This is a genomic window from Streptomyces sp. NPDC097617, from assembly GCF_044761485.1.
GTDB lineage: Bacteria > Actinomycetota > Actinomycetes > Streptomycetales > Streptomycetaceae > Streptomyces.
The window spans coordinates 198,777-217,231 of record NZ_JBIWCL010000013.1 but is presented as its reverse complement, the minus strand read 5'-3'; the positions used below and the strand labels follow the sequence as shown (position 1 = coordinate 217,231).

Below are 18,455 nucleotides of genomic sequence, written 5' to 3'. Positions count from 1 at the left end.
AGATAGCCGCAGGCCGCCGCGCGGCGCAGGGCCTCACCCTTGGCTCCGGGTGCGTCCAGGGGTCCGTCCACCAGCCCCGCGAAGCCGATCGCGATGCGGTCGCCGCCGATGGGGACGAGGCCTACCTCGCCCTCGCCGTGGGGGTCGAACCGTACGGACGAGCCCGCGGGGACGCACAGCCGCATCCCGTAGGCCGCGGCCCGGTCGAAGTCCAGCCGCGGATTCGCCTCGAAGAAGTGGAAGTGCGAGGTCACGCTCACCGGCACCGCGGCGGTATTGCGGACACGCAGGTGCAGGACCGGCTCCGGCTGGGGAGCGCCCGGGCCCGGGACGACCGCGCCCGGGGCGTCGTCGCCGAGCGGGACCGCGCCCTGGATGGGGGACGAGACCACCGCGAGGCGGGACCCGTCGTCGAAGACGGCTTCCACGTGCACCTCGCTGACCACGTCGGCGACGCCCGGCAGGACATCGCCGGGCCCCAGCACGCTGCGGGCCTCCTCGATGGCCTCCGCGAGCCGCTTGCCGTCGCGCGCCGCCTCGCAGACCGTGTCCGCGATCAGCGCGGTGGCCTCCGGGACATTTAGTTTCAGGCCACGGGCCCGTCGGGCCCTGGCCAGCTCCGCAGCGCTGCGGAGCAGCAGCCGGTCGCGCTCCGTAGGGGTCAGCCGCACGCCGATCCACCACCTCTTGAGTCGATGGGTTAGAGCATCACTCTAACTCTTCATTTCCTTGCAGGGAATCATTGACCTGGAGCAGCCTTTGAGTCACATTGAGTGTCGCTCAAACAAGCGCAACCATCCCCGCCCTGCCAAGGGAGTCCCCCATGCCCATCGAACAGCGCGGAGTCGACACCATCCCCGAGGAGGAGCGGACGAGCGGTCCCCGTGACCTGATCTCGATCCTGCTCGGTTCCAACCTGTGCCTCGGTGTGATCGTCTTCGGCTGGCTCCCCCCGTCCTTCGGACTGGGGCTGTGGCCCTCGGTCACCGCCATCGTGACCGGCACGCTCGTCGGCATCGCCTTCACCGCGCCGCTGGCGCTCGTCTCCCTGCGCACCGCGACCAACCTCTCGACCTCCAGCGGCGCGCAGTTCGGAGTCCGCGGTCGGCTCGTGGGCTCGGTGGTCGGACTGCTGCTCTCCCTCGGCTACACGGCACTCACCCTGTGGATCGGCGGCGACGTCATGGTGGGCACCCTCTCCCGCCTCACCGGGCTGCCGGACACCGGTGTCTCGCGGGCCGTGATGTACGGCCTCCTCGCCGCCTGTACGGTCGTCGCGGCCGTCTTCGGCTACCGGCTGCTGCTGCGCCTGAGCAAGATCCTGGCCATCGGCATGGTGGTCCTGCTGGCCATCGGCGTCTTCGCGTACTCCGGGGACTTCACCGCCGCCGCCCCGCCGGAGACCGCGTATCTGCTCGGCTCCTTCTGGCCGACCTGGATCCTCGCCGCCGTCGCCGCCGGGCTCAGCGGCCCGGTCGCCTTCATCACCCTGCTCGGCGACTACACCCGCTACATCTCCCCGCGCCGGCACAGCTCCCGCAAGGTGCTCTGGGCCACCGGTTTCGGCCTGCTCCTCGGCCTGCTGATCCCTCAGCTGTTCGGCACCTACACGGCGCTCGCCGCCCGGGCCGGGGCCGAGTACGCCGGTCCTCTGGTCGAGGCCGCGCCCTTCTGGTACCTGGTCCCGCTGCTCGCCGCCGCGGCGGCCGGTTCGGTCGGCAACGCCGGGCTGATGCTCTACTCGATGGGACTGGACCTCGACGCGATCGTGCCGAAGGCCACCCGGACCACGGCCACCCTGGTCGCGGCGGCCGTCGCCACCGCCTTCGTGTTCATCGGCTCCTTCGAGTGGGACGTGCAGTCCGCGATGACCTCGTTCGTGCTGGTGCTGACCGCGATCGGCACCCCGTGGGCCGTGATCACCCTGATCGGGTACGTGCGCTGCCGCGGGCGCTACGACGCCGACGCGCTCCAGGTCTTCAACCGCCGCTCGGTGGGCGGGATCTACTGGTACCGCTCCGGCTGGAACTTCGCGGCGACCGCCTCCTGGGCGATCGGCGCGGGCATCGGCCTGCTCGCCGTGACCACCCCCTCCTACGAGGGCCCGCTGCTCGCCCTCACCGGCGGCGTGGACTGCTCCTTCGTCCTCTCCGGCCTGACGGGCGGACTCGTGTACGCCGCCCTCACCGCGCGCCGCTCCCCCGCCCCGGTACCGGCGGTCACCACCGCAGAGGAGCCGGCGAACGCCTGAGCACCCCCGTACGTACGCAGGCCCGCGCCCCGAAGTTCCGGAGCGCGGGCCTGCGTACGCAGAGCCGTGGGGACTAGCCCAGCGGGTGCATCCAGCCGTGGGTGTCGGCGCTGTGGCCGGTCTGGAGTTCCAGCAGCGCCTTGCGCAGGCGCATGGTGACCTGGCCCGGCTCGCCGTCGCCCTGGGTCCAGTTGGCGCGCTCGGACTTGACCGAGCCGACCGGGGTGATGACGGCGGCGGTGCCGCAGGCGAACACCTCGGTGAGGGTGCCGTTCGCGTTGTCGCGCTGCCAGTCCTCTGTGGTCAGGCGGCCCTCCTCGGCGGTGTAGCCGAGGTCGCGGGCGATGGTGAGGAGGGAGTCGCGGGTGATGCCCGGGAGGAGCGAGCCGGTGAGCTCCGGGGTGACGATGCGGTCGCCGTACACGAAGTACAGGTTCATGCCGCCCATCTCCTCGATCCAGCGGTGCTCGACGGCGTCGAGCCAGACCACCTGGTCGCAGCCGTGCGAGGCGGCCTGGGCCTGCGCGACGAGCGAGGCCGCGTAGTTGCCACCGGTCTTGGCCGCGCCGGTGCCGCCCTTGACGGCGCGGACGTAGTCCTCGGAGAGCCAGACGGAGACGGGCTTGACGCCACCGGGGAAGTACGCGCCGGCGGGCGAGGCGATGACGATGAAGAGGAACTCGTTCGCCGGGCGGACGCCGAGGCCGACCTCGGAGGCGAACATGAACGGCCGCAGGTACAGCGAGGCCTCGCCGGAGTCCGGCACCCAGGCGCGGTCCTGCTTGATCAGCGCGTCGCAGGCCTCGATGAAGAGCTCGGTCGGCAGCTCCGGCATGGCCATGCGGCGGGCGGAGGACTGGAAGCGCGCGGCGTTGGCCTCGGGGCGGAAGGTGGCCACGGTGCCGTCGGGCTGGCGGTAGGCCTTGAGGCCCTCGAAGATCGTCTGCGCGTAGTGCAGTGTCATGTTCGCCGGGTCGATGGCGAGCGGCGCGTACGGGACCAGCTCGGCATCGTGCCAGCCGCGACCCTCGGTCCACTTGATCGTCACCATGTGGTCGGTGAAGTGGCGGCCGAAGCCGGGGCTGGCCAGGATCGCCTCGCGCTCCGCATCGGACAGCGGGTTCGAGGAGGGCTTGAGCTCGATCGTGGGCGTCGTCATGAGTGCTTGTCCTTCACCGGTTGTGTATGGCGGACCGCGCTCACGGCGTACTAGGACGTCCGAGCTTCCCCGCATTCCGCGGCCTCGCGTTCGATTATCGCGCGCAGGCAGGCTTCGGAGAAGCGGGGAGTGCGGCCCAGGGGAGATGGTGGCACCCGGGGCCGCACAGGAGAAGCCGCCGGGTCCCATTGTGACCCGGCGGCTTCCTGAGGTGGAGCTGCCGGGTCAGCCGGCTACTCGAGCGGCGAGGGCGTCGCCGATCGCGTCGGTGGAGCGGAAGGTTCCGTCGCGCTCCGCGAGGTCGGCGGTGACCGCGTCCTCGATGCGGGCGGCCTCGGCCTCGTGGCCGAGGTGGCGCAGCAGGAGGGCGACGGAGAGGATCGTCGCGGTCGGGTCGGCCTTGCCGGTGCCTGCGATGTCCGGGGCCGAGCCGTGGACGGGCTCGAACATGGACGGGAAGGCGCCGGTCGGGTTGATGTTCCCGGAGGCGGCCAGGCCGATTCCGCCGGTCACGGCGGCGGCCAAGTCGGTGAGGATGTCACCGAAGAGGTTGTCCGTGACGATGACGTCGAAGCGCTCGGGCTGGGTGACGAAGAAGATCGTCGCGGCGTCGACGTGCAGGTAGTCGGTGGTGACCTCGGGGTACTCCTGGCCGACCTTGTCGAAGATGTTCTTCCACATGTGGCCCGCGTACACGAGGACGTTGTTCTTGTGGACCAGCGTCAGCTTCTTGCGGGGGCGGGCGTTCGCCCGCTCGTACGCGTCGCGGACGACGCGCTCGACGCCGTACGCGGTGTTGATGCTGACCTCGGTGGCCACCTCGGCGGGGGTGCCGGTGCGCAGGCTGCCGCCGTTGCCGGTGTACGGACCCTCGGTGCCCTCGCGGACCACGACGAAGTCGATCTCCGGACGGCCGGCGAGCGGGCTGGCCGTGTTCGGGAACAGCTTCGACGGGCGCAGGTTGATGAAGTGGTCGAAGGCGAAGCGGAGCTTCAGCAGCAGACCGCGCTCCAGCACACCGGACGGGACCGACGGGTCGCCGATGGCGCCGAGCAGGATCGCGTCGTGGTGCTTCAGGGCTTCGAGCTCCGCGTCCGGGAGGGTCTCACCGGTGCGGTGCCAGCGCTGGGCCCCGAGATCGTATGGCTTGGTCTCCAGCTTCACATCCTGGGGCAGGACCGCGGTAAGGACCTTGAGTCCCTGAGCCACGACTTCCTGGCCGATGCCATCACCGGGGATCACTGCGAGATTGATGCTGGTCGACATGACGAAACCGTACTCCGTGTCCCAGCCCTCAGACATTCTGCGTCCACCATGTGGACCAAGGTGGGTCGCGGTGGACGCAGAATGCCCGCGGGCGTCGCAGGTCAGTGGCCGGTGGAGCCGCCGTTGTCACGGCGGTCGAGGGCTCGCTGCAGGGCGGCGGCGGCGTTCTTGCGGTCGTCGGCCGAGGCGGAGCTGTGGCGGACGCGGCGGGTGGCGGTGGAAGCGGTCATGGTGATCGACTCCTTGAGATCACGGCGTGGCGAAGCCACGGATGAGGGGTTCCTTCAAGGCGCCGGAAGAGGCGGGGAGCAGTGCGCCGCAGGGGTTGCCTGCCAGGGGCGCGCGCTCTCGACCGCCATTCGCCGGATCGGCGAGACGTTCGGCTTCTACAAAGCTAAGGCAGGTCCCGTTGTATGTCTCGGCAAATACTCGGGCTTCCTACTATCTGAGACGCGAGGCCCCTCGAAAGGCCCTGCACCGCGGGTCCGTTTCAGCCCCTCTCGGAGCGAAGTTCCCTGATCAGCGCCCTTACGGCGAGAGTTGACGCCGATTCCGGCGTCGTGACGTATCCCACCTGCCTCACCGGCCCCTCCGGGCCCAGATCGGTGATGTCCACCGTTTCGGTGACCTCCCTCAGCGACAGCTCGGGCATGATCGCCATGCCGAGCCCGCGGCCGACCATGGTCAGCACCATCGCATCGTCCTCCGCCTTGACCGTGGCCCGCGGGATCCAGTCCTGGGCCCGCCACCAGGAGCGGGTGCGGGAGCCGCAGTTCTCGTCCCAGTCCATCAGCGGCAGCCCCTTCGGATCCGGGTGTCCGGCCGGGTGGACCAGCCGGTACGCCTCCCGTGCGAGCACGCCGGTCAGCAGGCCGGGCAGTGGGTCCTGCGACCCGCCCAGCGTGGCGATGCCCAGGTCGGCGCGGCCCGCCGCCACTTCCCCCGCCGCGCCGGCGCCGATCTCGCGCACCACGCGGACTTCGGGGCGGATGCCCGGGTGCCGGGCCGCGAGCCGCTCCAGGGCGGGCGGCAGCAGGTGCAGGGCGGCGCTGCGGAAGGCGGCGATACGCAGCACGCCCTCCACCGTGTCACGGCCCGTCCCGGCGCCCGCGCCGCGCACCTCCGCGCCGAGGACCTCGTACATCCGCAGGATCCGGCGGCCGAGGGCGACCGCCCGCTCCCCCGCCGGCGTGGGTCTGGCCCCGGCGCGGCCGCGGTCGAAGAGCACCGCGCCGACCTTGGCCTCGCTGCCCCGCACGGAGTGGGAGACGGCCTACTGGGTGAGGCCGAGCGCGACGGCGGCGCGGGAGAAGCCGCCGCTGTCGGCGACGGCGTCCAGGATCCGCAGTTCCTGGGGCAGCAACAGATCGGCAGTGTTTCCCGCCATGGGCGCTTCCACCTCGTTCCATGAGCGGTATTCATGCAGGTCCGGCTTCCATGAGCGCAACCCCCTGCCCGGGCCTCCCATTCCTTCCTAGCGTCGGGTCCATGACCACGAACACCGCTCACGCCGTCCACCAGATCGCCCGCCCCACCGGCTTCCCGACCGCCGCGGACTTCACCTACGCGTCCTCCCCCGTCCCGGAGCCGGGGCCCGGCACCGCGCTCGTGGAGAACCTCCTGCTCTCCGTGGACCCCTACCACCGCGGCCTGATGGACGGCGGCGAGGGCGGATTCGAGCTGAACACCCCGCTGGAGGGACGCTCGGTGGGCCGGGTGCTCGCCTCCCGCGACCCGGGGCTGCGCGAGGGCGACCTCGTCTTCCACCGCGCGGGCTGGCGGACCCACGCCCTGGTCACCCTCGGCGTGGACGGGACGCGCAGGCTCCGCCACCACGACGGCGTTCCGCTGGAGGCGTACCTCTCCCACCTCGGCGGCACCGGTCTGACCGCGTACGCCGCCCTCACCCGGACGGCGGCGCTGCGCGAGGGAGAGGACCTCTTCGTCTCCGCGGCCGCGGGCGGGGTCGGCACGGCCACCGGCCACATCGCCCGGCTCATGGGCGCCCGGCGGATCATCGGCAGCGCCGGATCGGCGGCCAAGGTCCGCCACCTCACCGGCGCACTCGGCTTCGACGCGGCCTTCGACTACCACGACGGCCCGGTCGGCGAGCAGCTCGCGCAGGCCGCCTCGGACGGTATCGACGTCTACGTGGACAACGTCGGCGGGGACCACCTGGAGGGGGCGATCGACTCCCTGCGCGAGTACGGGAGGATCGCCCGGGTCGGCGCGATCTCGATGTACAACGGGGACCGCTCGCCCGCCGCGCCCCGCAACCTCTTCGAGGTCGTACACAAGTCACTCCGCCTGGAAGGGGTATTGGTTCGCAATCACACCAATCTGCAGGCGGAGCTGGAGGAGTTCCTCGTACCTCATCTGCGCAGCGGCCGGATCGGTACCGACACCACCGTTTTCCAGGGCTTCGACCGGACGGTGGAGGCATTTCTGGGCATGCTCCGAGGGGACAACCTGGGCAAGATGCTGGTCCGGATCGATGGCTGATTCCAGCCACCCCTATGTTCACCGAACTCTTACCGCACGGATGTAGACCTTTGACCCTGGCACCGCCACTCTTGCCGTCGTTGTGCCAGCGGGGCACTTGAGTTGGAGGCGAGAGGCCAGTGACACCGATCAGCCGCAGAGGTTTCGTGGGAATCGGCGCCGGGCTCGTGGCGGGCGCCACCCTGCCCGCGGCCCTGCCGACCACGGCGGCCGCGGCCGCGGCGACCGGCACCATCACCGATGTGAAACACGTGGTGATCCTGATGCAGGAGAACCGCAGCTTCGACCACTACTTCGGCAGGCTGAAGGGCGTCCGCGGCTTCGCCGACCGCGCCGCCGGCAACATCCCGGGCGGCTGGGGCATGTTCAACCAGCCCAACTGGGGCGGCCGCCAGTACCCGTGGAAGCTCTCCGCCACCCCGCCGGCGGGCGGCGTGGACAGCGAGACACTGGCCCAGTGCAACGGCGACCTCCCGCACAGCTGGACCTCGCAGCACGCCGCCTGGAACAAGGGCCGGATGGACAACTGGGTCCTCGGCGTCGGCAACACCCGCACCCTGGGCTACCTGGACCGGGGCGACATCCCCTTCCACTACGCCCTCGCCGACCACTACACGATCTGCGACGCCTACTTCTGCTCCACCCTCAGCGCGACCGGCCCGAACCGCACCTTCCTGTGGAGCGGCAAGGTCGACGCGTCCAGCAAGGACGGGGGCGACGAGTCCGGGCTGACCTGGGAGACGTACGCGGAGGCCCTCCAGCGGGCCGGGATGACCTGGAAGGTCTACCAGAACGCGCAGGACAACTACGGTGACAACGGGCTCGCCTACTTCAAGAAGTTCACGGACGCGGCCCCCGGCAACCCGCTGTGGGACCGCGGCATGGGCTCGGTGCCCCGGGTCACCGGCTCCACCCCCGACGACATCGCGGCCGCGATACGCGCCGATGCCGTCGCGGGCACCCTCCCCCAGGTGTCCTGGGTCGTGGCCAGCGAGGCCTTCTCGGAGCACCCCTACGCCCCGCCCGGCGACGGCGCGCACTTCGTGGACCTGGTCCACCGGGCGCTGGCCGCGAACCCGGAGGTCTTCGACTCCACGGTCCTCTTCCTCAACTACGACGAGAACGACGGCTTCTTCGACCACGTCCCGCCGCCGGTCGCCCCGCCCGGCACCCCCGGCGAGTACATCGACGGCACGCCGATCGGTCTCGGCTTCCGCGTCCCGATGATCGTGATGTCCCCGTGGACCCGCGGCGGATGGGTGAGCTCCGAGGTCTTCGACCACACGTCCGTCCTGCGGTTCATGGAGACGTGGACGGCCGCCCTCGGCACCCCCGCCACCTGCCCGAACATCAGCGCCTGGCGCCGCAGGGTGGTCGGCGACCTGACGGGCGTCTTCGACTTCGCGCACCCGGTCCACGGGGTGCCCGAGGGCCTCCCGTCCACCGCCAAGGTCATCGGTCAGTCGACCTGCGGCCCGCTCCCCAACCCGGCCCCGCAGGACAACGCCCTCCCCGCCCAGGAACCCGGCACCCGTCCGGCGCGGGCCCTGCCCTACCAGGTGAACGGCAACCTGGACCGCTTCGAGTTCGGGGCGGCCGGCAAGATCCTGGCCTGGTTCTCGATGTCCAACCAGGGCGCCGAGGCGAAGCGGGCGGCGCACTTCTCGATCCACCCGCACCAGCACCGGGACACGGCGGCCTGGCAGTACACGGTCGACCCGGGCACCACCGGCAGCGACTACTTCAACATCGGCCTCGGCCACGGCTCGGGCAAGTACGACATCTCCATGCACGGGCCGAACCGCTTCCTGCGCCGCTTCATCGGCGACGCGTCGAAGCCGGGCAAGGACATCGAGGTGGCGGCCCGCTTCGCGGTCGAGCCGGGCACCGGGAAGACGGCGGTCTACTTCCGGATGAAGAACGTCTCCGGCTCCCCCGTCACCTTCACGATCCGCTCGAACGCCTACCGCACGGACGGCCCCTGGACCTACACGGTCCCGGCGAACTCCTCGCGCGAGGACTACTTCAACGCCGTGGCCTACAGCAACGGCTGGTACGACTTCACGATCCTGGCCGACTCCGACGGCACCTGGTCGCGCCGCTGCACGGGCCACATCGAGTCGGGCGCCCCCAGCATCTCGGGGTTCTAGCTACAGCACGTCCCCGTCGCGCCAGTCGAAGTCGAGCCGCCCGGCCGGGTCCGGAAGGATCCCGCCGGGCGGCGCCCACACGTACGTGGACCCCTCCTCCTCGGGGAGCCGCACGGGCCCGTCCGGCGAGAGCGCGCCGATCCGCCCGCCCCACACCTGCCAGCCGCGCCCCAGGTAGAGCGCCGCCCCGTCCTGCGAGGCCGACAGCGCGCCGAGCACGTACGCCCGCTCGACGACCTGCTCCAGCCGCGCCATGACCTGCCCGGCCAGGCCGCGCCGCCGCGCGTCGGCCCGAGCGGCCACGGCCTCGACGTACCCGGTCCGCAGCGCCCGGCCCCGGTGGACGACCCGTCGCATGACCACACTGCCGTGCGCGACGAGGTCCCCGCCCGCGTCCCGGACCAGGACGTGCATCCCGCCGAGGGCGTGCTCGAAGTCCTCGTCGGCGAAGTCCCCGCCGAAGGCCGCGTCGAGGAGCTCCCGGACCTCGCGGAGCTCGTCGGCCGTCAGCTCCGAGGTGTGCGCGGTCCGCGTGTCCATCACTGCTCCAGCCGGTCGGTGTACCAGGTGCGGAGGTCCGGGCTCCCGGGCACACAGGTCCCGGGCCGCGTCCCCGTCGCTCATCCCGCGAACGTACCAAGGACCGGGACCGCATTGCGGACGCCGAACGCCGCACACCGGCCGCCATCGGCCGAAGCGGCTCTAGCGGTCTGGACCAGTGCCTGGGCAGACTCGGCCCATGTCGCCCAACACCCAGCAGTGGACCCCGATCCACGGCCAGCCGTACCGTCCCGCCCCCTACCGCCCCGAGCGGATGCCGCAGCGCGAATCCCTGGCGCGCGCCGCCGAGTTGCGGGCCCGGATGGACGAGCGGCGGACCGTACGCCACTTCTCCCCCGACCCGGTACCGGAGCAGGTGGTCCGGGACGCCGTCGCGTGCGCGGCGACCGCCCCCTCCGGGGCCCACCAGCAGCCGTGGACCTTCGTCCTGGTCAAGGACCCGGTCGTGCGGCAGCAGATCCGCGCGGCCGCCGAGCAGGAGGAGCAGCTGTCCTACGACGGCCGCCTCGGCGACGAATGGCTCGCCGCCCTGCGCCCCATCGGCACGGACGCCGTGAAGACCCACCTGACGGACGCCCCGGCGCTGATCGTGGTCTTCCAGCAGCGCTACTGGCTCGGCCCGGACGGCACGAAGCACAAGCACTACTACGTGGACGAGTCGGTCGGCATCGCGGTCGGCATGCTCCTGTCCGCCCTGCACCTGTCCGGGCTGGCGGCGCTCATCCACACCCCGAGCCCGATGCGCTTCCTCAGTCACGTCCTGAACCGCCCGGAGAACGAGAAGGCCTTCGCCGTCATCCCCGTGGGCTACCCGGCGGGCGACTGCGAGGTCCCGGACCTCCTGCGCAAGTCCCTGGACCAGGTGATCGTCGAGGTGTGACGACCTCCCCGGCGGGCGGCTCCGGGGGCGGCCCGGACTGCCCGCCGCCGAGCGCCTCGGCGAGCCGCATCCCGATCCGCACCCGGTCCTGCGCCGTGCCCGCCTCCATGGCCGCCCGCACCTGCCGCAGGATGAGCCAGTCCCGCACGACCTTGCTGACCCCGAGCACAGCCGCCGTCACGATCGCCGCGGTCAGCATCCGCTCGCCCTCCTCGCCGCGGCCTCCGGTGCGTAGCAGGGCCCGCGCCGCAGGGTGACGAAGGCTCCGCCCATCGCGATCTCGCCGGGGAACCACGGCTGGTCCCGCAGCCTCTCGGCGATCCGGTCCGGCGGCTGCGCCAGGCCGCTGCGACGCAGCCGCCGCTCGAGTGCCTCCCGTTCCACGCCGCAGCACCACTCGACGACCACGTCCCCGCCGCCGTGGGTGTACACGTTCGCCGATCCGTGCGCGGCGCCGGCGGCGCCCAGCAGCCGTGGGCGCCTCAGGAGCCTGCTGTTCAGCCAGTCCTGCGCCCCGACGGATCCGGGATCGCCCCCTGCCCCGACGCGCTCCTCCAGCTCCGCCGCCTCGGCGGGCTGCAGGCGGTGGCGGTTTCGCCGCCACACCTGTGTCAGTCCGTCGCCGTGCTCCGGCAGCGCCGGGCTCCAGTGCGGATCGGGATGCACGAGCGCCACCGCCGCCCGGCCCTGCACCTGGGTCAGCGTCCAGCCCCGGCCCGTCGCGGCGATGCGCAGCCCCGGTACCCCGCGCAGTCCGCCGTACTGGTGGTCGATGCGCGGCAGCACGGTGGAAAGGACCCGGTCGGCCATCGCCGGATGCAGCGCGAGGGTCAGACCGGTGGGGGACGGCCGGGCGGCGGTGAAACCGAACAGGGCCCCGTCGAGGCGCTCGCGTTCCCTGAGCCCGTCGGCGAGCTCGGCCACCATGAGCGACTCCAAGGCGCGCTGCGCCCCGTCCTCGGGCTCCGGCACCGGTCGGTGGCGGGTGATCAGTCCGGCTTCGGCCCAATCGAGGCAGGTGCGATGCGGCAGGCCGGTGGCCTCACGGCAGATGGTCGCCACGCGGTGGCGGTTGTCGGTGCGCCTGGACATACGTCTCCCCGGGCGTCGTCCCGGCACGGACGCGTAGAGGTCTCGTATCTCCTGGCAAACATCCCACCCCGCACGGGAACTCGCGAGAGCCCTTCGCTCCCTCGGGTCACCGGGCCCGAGTACTGGAGCGTGTCGCCGTACACGACAACTGCTTTCAGGCTAGCAGGAGTTGCGGGTCGGGGAAATGAAGACCGCCCCCGCTCCGGACTTGGGGGTACCGGAGCGGGGGCGGGGGCTGTGCGGGGCCGGATCAGCCCATGTGGGGGTACGCGTAGTCGGTCGGCGCGACCAGCGTCTCCTTGATGGAGCGCGTCGAGGTCCAGCGCATCAGGTTCGACGCGGCGCCCGCCTTGTCGTTCGTTCCCGAGGCGCGGCCACCGCCGAAGGGCTGCTGGCCGACGACGGCGCCGGTGGACTTGTCGTTGATGTAGAAGTTGCCCGCCGCGAAGCGGAGCTTCTCCATCGCGTCCGCGGCCGCGTAACGGTCGGCGGCGATGATCGAGCCGGTCAGGGCGTACGCCGAGACGGACTCCATCTGCGCGAGCATCACGTCGAAGTCAGCGTCCTCGTAGACGTGCACGGCGAGGATCGGGCCGAAGTACTCGGTCGTGAAGACCTCGTTCTCCGGGTCGGTGCACGCGATGACGGTCGGGCGGACGAAGTAGCCCTCCGAGTCGTCGTAGGTGCCACCGGCGACGATCTCGCAGGTCGGGTCGGCGATCGCGCGGTCGATGGCGGCCTTGTTCTTGGCGAACGAACGCTCGTCGATGACGGCGCCGATGAAGTGGGTCAGGTCGCGGACGTCACCCATGGCGATGCCGTCGACCTCGGCCGCGAAGGCCTCCTTGAAGCCGTCGTTCCAGATCGAGGCCGGGACGTAGGCGCGCGAGGACGCCGAGCACTTCTGGCCCTGGAACTCGAAGGAACCGCGGGTCAGGGCGGTCTTCAGGACGGCGCGGTCCGCGGACGGGTGCGCGACGACGAAGTCCTTGCCGCCGGTCTCGCCGACCAGCCGCGGGTAGGACTTGTACTTCTCGATGTTGTTGCCGACCGTCTTCCACAGGTACTGGAAGGTCTTGGTCGAGCCGGTGAAGTGGATGCCGGCCAGCTCGGGGTGGTTCAGGGCCACCTCGGACACCGCGATGCCGTCGCCGGTCACCAGGTTGATGACGCCCTTGGGCAGGCCGGCCTCCTCCAGGAGCTCCATGAGGAGGATCGCGGAGTGGGTCTGCGTCGGGGAGGGCTTCCACAGGACCACGTTGCCCATGAGGGCGGGGGCGGTCGGCAGGTTGCCCGCGATGGCCGTGAAGTTGAACGGCGTGATCGCGTAGACGAAGCCCTCGAGCGGGCGGTGGTCGCTGCGGTTCCACACGCCGGCGGAGTTCGCGACCGGCTGCTCGGCGAGGATCTGGCGGGCGAAGTGGACGTTGAAGCGCCAGAAGTCGACGAGCTCGCACGGGGTGTCGATCTCGGCCTGCTGCGCGGTCTTCGACTGGCCCAGCATGGTGGAGGCGGCGAGCTTCTCGCGCCAGGGGCCGGACAGCAGCTCGGCGGCGCGCAGGATGATCGCGGCGCGGTCGTCGAAGGACATCGAGCGCCAGGCCGGGGCGGCGGCCAGGGCGGCGTCGATCGCTTCCTGCGCGTCGGTCTCGGTGGCGTTCGCGTAGGTGCCGAGCACCGACTTGTGGTCGTGCGGCTGGACCACGTCGAAGCGCTCGCCGCCGCCCATCCGCTTGACGCCGTTGATCGTCATCGGAAGGTCGATCGGGTTCTCGGACAGCTGCTTGAGCTGCGTTTCGAGGCGCGCGCGCTCCGGGGTGCCGGGGGCGTACGAGTGGACCGGCTCGTTGACCGGAGCGGGGACCTGGGTCACAGCATCCATGGGGCTGGTAACTCCTTGACCTAGTTCTTGGCTAGTTCTTGGTGATCATCGAGCGGACGAAGAAGAGCAGGTTGGCCGGCTTCTCCGCGAGGCGGCGCATGAAGTAGCCGTACCAGTCCGTCCCGTACGCGGTGTAGACGCGCATCCGGTGCCCCTCGGCGGCGAGCCGCAGGTGCTCCTCGCTGCGGATGCCGTACAGCATCTGGAACTCGTACTCGTCCAGCTTGCGCCCGGCCTTGCGGGCGAGCTCCTGTCCGATGGCGATCAGGCGCGGGTCGTGCGACCCGATCATCGGGTAGCCCTCGCCGTCCATCAGGGTCTTCAGGATCCGGACGTACGCCTTGTCGATCTCCGCCTTGTCCTGGTAGGCGACCTCGGCGGGCTCCTTGTAGGCGCCCTTCACGATGCGCACGCGGCTGCCGGCGGCGGCCAGGCGCCGGGCGTCGGCCTCCGTACGGAAAAGGTACGCCTGGATCACGCAGCCGGTCTGCGGGAAGTCGCGGCGCAGCTCCTCGTGGATGGCGAACATCGAGTCGAGGGTGGTGTGGTCCTCGGCGTCGAGCGTCACGGTGGTGCCGATGGCGGCGGCGGCCTCGACGACCGGGCGGACGTTGGCGAGGGCGAGCTCGTGGCCGTCCTCCAGCGCCTGGCCGAACATCGACAGCTTGACGGACATCTCGGCCTTCTCGCCGAGGCCGAGCTCCGCGAGCCGCTCGATGAGCTGGAGGTAGGCGTCCCGGGCGGCGTGGGACTGCTCCACCTCGGTGATGTCCTCGCCCACCACGTCGAGGGTGACCTCGAGGCCGGCCCGCGTGAGCTCCTCGACGATCGGGATGACCTGGTCGACGGTCTCGCCGGGGATGAACCGGTTCACCACGGGCTTGGTCACCGGGGCGGCGGAGACGATACGACGCATCTTGTCGCTGCGCGAAGCGGCGAGAATCACGGGACCCAGCACGGGGGCACCTCCAGCGGGTGGCAGAAGAAAAGCGCAAGTGAAACCACCGTGAAACCTAAGGATCGCTTCGATCCTCTGCCATCGACAGCTGTCACGCATCCGTGTCCCGGATCTCATACATCTGTCTGAAGGGCGCCCGTCGGAGTGGGAGAATGTCGGCGTGAAGGGCGATTACCAGGACCTGGTGGACGAGATCTCCGCGCTGCTCGGCGCCCCGGCGACCCTGGAGAACCGGGACTTCCGGCTGATCGCCTTCGGCGCCCACGACAGCGACGACGACGCTGCCATGGATCCCGTGCGGACCCGCTCGATCCTGACGCGCCAGTCGACGGCGGACGTCCGGTCCTGGTTCGAGGGCTTCGGCATCGCCCGTGCCACCGGCCCGGTCCGGATCCCGGCCGCGCCCGACGCGGGGGTGTTCCGGGGGCGGATCTGCCTGCCCGTGCGGTACCGGGGCATCGTGCAGGGCTACGTATGGCTGCTGGACCAGGAGCCCGGCCTGCCCGGGCCGGGGCCGGCGGCGCTGGACGCGGCCATGGAGGTGGCCCAGCGGATCGGGGTGCTGCTCGCCGAGGAGGCGAAGGCCGGGGCCGACCTGTCGCGGGAGTTCCTTGCGGTGCTCACGGCAGGCCGGGGCTGGCAGCAGGACATGGCGGTGTCCGCGCTACGGGTGGCCCTCGGCCCCGGCGGGGACGGACCGCACGCGGCGGTCTGCGTGACGCCGTGGCCCGGGGAGGCTCCGGCCTCGGTACCGGGCGCGGCGGCGGTGTGCGTCGTGCCGCAGCGGATCGGGGCCGGGCCCGGTGCGGAGCCGGCGGGCGAGGCGGCCCTGGCGGTACTGCTCCGGCTGCGCTCGACGGACGCGCTGACCCCGGCCCTGGCGGCGGTGACCAGGCTGCTGCCGCGCGCGGCGGACCCGGCGGGCGGCGCCGCCACCGGCCCCCGGGTGACGGCCGGCGTGGCCGACCCCGTACGGGGCCTCGCGGACCTGCCCGCCGCCTGGGAGCAGGCCGTCGCCGCCGCCCGGGCGGCCGTCGCCCAGCCCCGGCTCGGCCCGGTCGCCCAGTGGTCGACGATCGGCCCGTACCGGCTGCTGGCGAGCCTCGCCACCGACCCCGTGGACGACCCGGCGGCCCGCACCCTGCTGACCCCGGCCCACCGCGAACTCGCCCGCACCGCCGAGGTCTTCCTGGATTGCGCCGGCCAGGCGGGCCGCGCGGCGGCCGCCCTGGGCATCCACCGCCAGACCCTCTACTACCGCCTGGGCCGGGTGGAGCAGCTGACCGGCCTCGACCTGAACGAGGGCGAGGACCGCCTGCTGCTCCACATGGCCCTGAAGGCCTCCCGCCTGGCCTAACCCGTCGTGTCCCGCCGACGGGACCCGGGCCGACGCGGGGCGGTCAGCCGGCGCCGCAGGACTCGGACAGGGCGCGGCCTGACGGAGGTTCCGGCTCCGGTCAGTCCCGGGTCCGGGTCATCGCCTCGGCGGCGCGGCGCATTCCCTCGGTGAACTCCTCGGCGGTGGCCGCCGATTCGGGGTCGAAGAGCCACTGGATCATCAGGCCGTTCAACAGGGCCTGGTAGAAACCGCCCAGGGTCCGGACGTCCCGTTCGTCGAGCCGGTCCTCCGGGGTGTCGGTGAGCATCGAGATCAGCCCCCGGCGCGCCTCGGCCTGCGAGGCCGCGAGCCTCGACCGCAACTCCGGCCGCCGGTCCCCTCCGAGAGCCACCTCCAGGCTGGCCGCCCAGATCGGACCCGACTTCTCGTGCTGGGCCAGCACGCCCTCCCACAGGGCCCGGAAGCGCTCCAGCGATCCGCCCTCACCGGCGAGGCCGGACTGGAAGACCGCGCCCCACTCCTCCATCAGTCCGATGAAGGCCTCGGTGAGGAGGGCGTCCTTCGAACCGTAGTGGTAGCCGATGGAGGCCAGGTTGGTCCCCGAGGCACTGACGATGTCGCGCGCGGTCGTGCGCACGAACCCCTTCTCGACCAGGCATTTCTTGGCGCCTTCGAGCAGATCTTCGCGATGTCCCATGTCCCCCACGGTAGCAAGACAAGCGTCCAAGACAACAGTCCCACACATTCGTCATAGACAAACGTTTAATACGTCTGTACGTTCCTGCTCATGACAAACCCCGCTGCCACAGCGCGCCGTGCCGGCCGCCGCGAATGGACCGCCTTCGCCGTCCTCCTGCTGCCGCTGCTCCTGGTCTCGATGGACGTCTCCGTCCTCTACTTCGCCATCCCGGCCATCACCGACCAGCTGCACCCGAGCTCCACCCAACAGCTCTGGATCTTCGACAGCTACGCCTTCGCCCTCTCCGGCCTGCTGATCACGATGGGCTCGCTCGGCGACCGGATCGGCCGCCGCAAGCTGCTCCTTATCGGCGCGACCGCCTTCGGGCTCGCCTCGATCGGCGCCGGCTTCGCCACCAGTGCCGAGATGCTCATCGCGGCCCGTGTCCTGCTCGGCGTCGGCGGCGCGACCCTGATGCCGTCCACGCTGGCCCTCGTAAGGAACCTCTTCCAGGACGACAAGCAGCGCGGGCAGGCCATCGCCATCTGGTCCGGGGCCATGACCGGCGGCATCGCCCTCGGCTCGGTGCTCAGCGGGGTGCTGCTGAACCACTGGTACTGGGGCTCCGTCTTCCTCGTCAACGTGCCCGCGATGCTGCTCCTGCTGCTCCTGGTCCCGCTCCTGGTACCGGAGTTCAAGGACCCGGCCCCCGGCCGCTTCGACCTGCTGAGCGTGCCGCTGTCCATGGCGGCCGTACTGCCGGTCGTCTACGGACTCAAGGAGATCGCCGCCGAGGGGTTCGAGCCGCTCTACCTGGTCAGCCTCGCCGCCGGCCTGGCCTTCGGGTACGTCTTCGTCCGCCGCCAGCGCTCCCGCGAGGACGCCATGGTGAGCCGGGCGCTCTTCCGGGGCCGCGGATTCGGGGCGGGCATCGGCCTGAACAGCGTCGCCGCGTTCGCCATGATGGGCTCGGCCTACTTCACCACCCAGTACCTCCAGTCGGTGCTCGGCATGGGCACCCTGGAAGCCGCCCTGTGGAGCCTCGCCCCCTCGGTCGTCATCGGCGCCGCGGCCCCGGTCTCCGCCGCCCTGGCCCAGAAGCTGGACCGGGCCTACGCCATCGCCGGCGGGTTCGTCCTCGCCGCCGCCGGCTTCGTCCTGATCAGCCTGGTGGACACCGACTCCCTGTGGCTGATCCTGACCGGCGCCGGGGTGCTGGCCTCGGGCATCGTCGCCGTGCTGTCCCTGGTCGCCGACATGGCGCTCGCCTCGGCCCCCGCCGAGAAGGCCGGTTCCGCGGCCTCCCTGCTGGAGACCGGCACGGAGTTCGGCGGCGCCCTCGGCATGGCCGTCCTCGGCAGCCTGGGCACCGCGGTCTACCGCGGCGACCTCTCCGGCGCCGAGCCCGCGGTACGGGAGACCCTGGGCGGGGCCGTCGCCACCGCCCACCAGGTGGGCGGCGCGGCCGGCGAGCAGGTCCTGGCCGCGGCCCGGGAGGCGTTCGTCCACGGAATGCAGTACGCGGCCTGGGGCGGTGCGGCGCTGCTGCTCGGGGCGGCCGTGCTCGCCGCCGCTGTGATGCGGGGGATCGAAGCACCCGCCCCGCCCGCGGCGGAGCCCGCATCAGGGGCCGGGGACCGCCTCCACGAGGCGACGTACAACTGAATCGCTCGCGGCGGCGCGTCGCCGGCCGAACGCGGAAGGGCCCGGGGTCTCCCCGGGCCCTTCCGTCACGT

The 18,455-nt window shown here is 71.5% G+C and carries 15 protein-coding genes and 1 pseudogene; 6 read left to right on the top strand and 10 right to left on the bottom strand.

The features are described from left to right. Positions 1-671: urease subunit gamma (gene ureA, locus ACIQZO_RS22090; RefSeq protein ID WP_403628496.1), on the bottom strand; the 671-nt coding region annotated here is incomplete at its 3' end. 152 nt (positions 672-823) lie between these two features. On the opposite strand from ureA, the gene ACIQZO_RS22085 reads away from it, so the two are divergent. Next, positions 824-2,251: a cytosine permease gene (locus tag ACIQZO_RS22085; RefSeq protein ID WP_403628494.1), complete on the top strand. Its 1,428-nt coding sequence runs from the start codon at positions 824-826 to the stop codon at positions 2,249-2,251. A gap of 73 nt (positions 2,252-2,324) precedes the next feature. Here the strand turns inward: ACIQZO_RS22085 and ACIQZO_RS22080 are convergent, their stop codons facing one another. From ACIQZO_RS22080 to ACIQZO_RS22065, 4 genes and pseudogenes are all read right to left on the bottom strand, one after another. After that, positions 2,325-3,410: a branched-chain amino acid aminotransferase gene (locus ACIQZO_RS22080; protein ID WP_052872307.1), complete on the bottom strand. Its 1,086-nt coding sequence runs from the start codon at positions 3,408-3,410 to the stop codon at positions 2,325-2,327. 225 nt (positions 3,411-3,635) lie between these two features. Continuing rightward, positions 3,636-4,676 carry a 3-isopropylmalate dehydrogenase gene (locus ACIQZO_RS22075; RefSeq protein ID WP_403628492.1) on the bottom strand — a complete coding sequence of 347 codons (1,041 nt, stop codon included), beginning with the start codon at positions 4,674-4,676 and terminating at the stop codon, positions 3,636-3,638. Positions 4,677-4,777: 101 nt separating this feature from the next. Further along, complete coding sequence (locus tag ACIQZO_RS22070; RefSeq protein WP_257789859.1) at positions 4,778-4,906, bottom strand: hypothetical protein; 129 nt, start codon at positions 4,904-4,906, stop codon at positions 4,778-4,780. 260 nt (positions 4,907-5,166) lie between these two features. Then, positions 5,167-6,063 (bottom strand): annotated as a pseudogene (locus tag ACIQZO_RS22065) (LysR family transcriptional regulator). Positions 6,064-6,164: 101 nt separating this feature from the next. Here ACIQZO_RS22065 and ACIQZO_RS22060 point away from each other — a divergent pair. Together ACIQZO_RS22060 and ACIQZO_RS22055 are read left to right on the top strand one after the other, a co-directional pair. After that, positions 6,165-7,178 carry an NADP-dependent oxidoreductase gene (locus tag ACIQZO_RS22060; protein ID WP_403628490.1) on the top strand — a complete coding sequence of 338 codons (1,014 nt, stop codon included), beginning with the start codon at positions 6,165-6,167 and terminating at the stop codon, positions 7,176-7,178. 119 nt (positions 7,179-7,297) lie between these two features. Beyond that, positions 7,298-9,328 (top strand): phosphocholine-specific phospholipase C, encoded by a 2,031-nt coding sequence (locus tag ACIQZO_RS22055; RefSeq protein WP_403628488.1) that lies wholly within the window; start codon positions 7,298-7,300, stop codon positions 9,326-9,328. Here the strand turns inward: ACIQZO_RS22055 and ACIQZO_RS22050 are convergent, their stop codons facing one another. Next, positions 9,329-9,868, bottom strand: a complete 540-nt coding sequence (locus ACIQZO_RS22050; protein WP_403628486.1) for a GNAT family N-acetyltransferase — start codon at positions 9,866-9,868, stop codon at positions 9,329-9,331. A gap of 199 nt (positions 9,869-10,067) precedes the next feature. Here ACIQZO_RS22050 and ACIQZO_RS22045 point away from each other — a divergent pair, with 199 nt between their 5' ends. Next, complete coding sequence (locus tag ACIQZO_RS22045; protein ID WP_403628484.1) at positions 10,068-10,769, top strand: nitroreductase family protein; 702 nt, start codon at positions 10,068-10,070, stop codon at positions 10,767-10,769. A 192-nt stretch (positions 10,770-10,961) separates the two neighbouring features. Here the strand turns inward: ACIQZO_RS22045 and ACIQZO_RS22040 are convergent, their stop codons facing one another. The 3 genes from ACIQZO_RS22040 to ACIQZO_RS22030 form a co-directional block, all read right to left on the bottom strand. Further along, positions 10,962-11,861 (bottom strand): hypothetical protein, encoded by a 900-nt coding sequence (locus ACIQZO_RS22040; protein WP_403628482.1) that lies wholly within the window; start codon positions 11,859-11,861, stop codon positions 10,962-10,964. Between the two features lie 250 nt (positions 11,862-12,111). Continuing rightward, positions 12,112-13,743, bottom strand: a complete 1,632-nt coding sequence (gene pruA, locus ACIQZO_RS22035) for an L-glutamate gamma-semialdehyde dehydrogenase (protein WP_403628480.1) — start codon at positions 13,741-13,743, stop codon at positions 12,112-12,114. Positions 13,744-13,774: 31 nt separating this feature from the next. Then, positions 13,775-14,701: a proline dehydrogenase family protein gene (locus ACIQZO_RS22030; protein WP_403628478.1), complete on the bottom strand. Its 927-nt coding sequence runs from the start codon at positions 14,699-14,701 to the stop codon at positions 13,775-13,777. A gap of 160 nt (positions 14,702-14,861) precedes the next feature. Here ACIQZO_RS22030 and ACIQZO_RS22025 point away from each other — a divergent pair, with 160 nt between their 5' ends. Next, positions 14,862-16,058 carry a PucR family transcriptional regulator gene (locus ACIQZO_RS22025; protein WP_403628476.1) on the top strand — a complete coding sequence of 399 codons (1,197 nt, stop codon included), beginning with the start codon at positions 14,862-14,864 and terminating at the stop codon, positions 16,056-16,058. Positions 16,059-16,158: 100 nt separating this feature from the next. On the opposite strand, the gene ACIQZO_RS22020 is transcribed toward ACIQZO_RS22025, so the two are convergent. After that, complete coding sequence (locus ACIQZO_RS22020) at positions 16,159-16,737, bottom strand: TetR/AcrR family transcriptional regulator (RefSeq protein ID WP_403628474.1); 579 nt, start codon at positions 16,735-16,737, stop codon at positions 16,159-16,161. A 90-nt stretch (positions 16,738-16,827) separates the two neighbouring features. Between ACIQZO_RS22020 and ACIQZO_RS22015 the strand changes: the two genes are divergently transcribed. Next, positions 16,828-18,384, top strand: coding sequence for an MFS transporter (locus ACIQZO_RS22015; protein WP_403628472.1), 1,557 nt, complete (start codon positions 16,828-16,830; stop codon positions 18,382-18,384). Positions 18,385-18,455 lie beyond the last annotated feature (71 nt).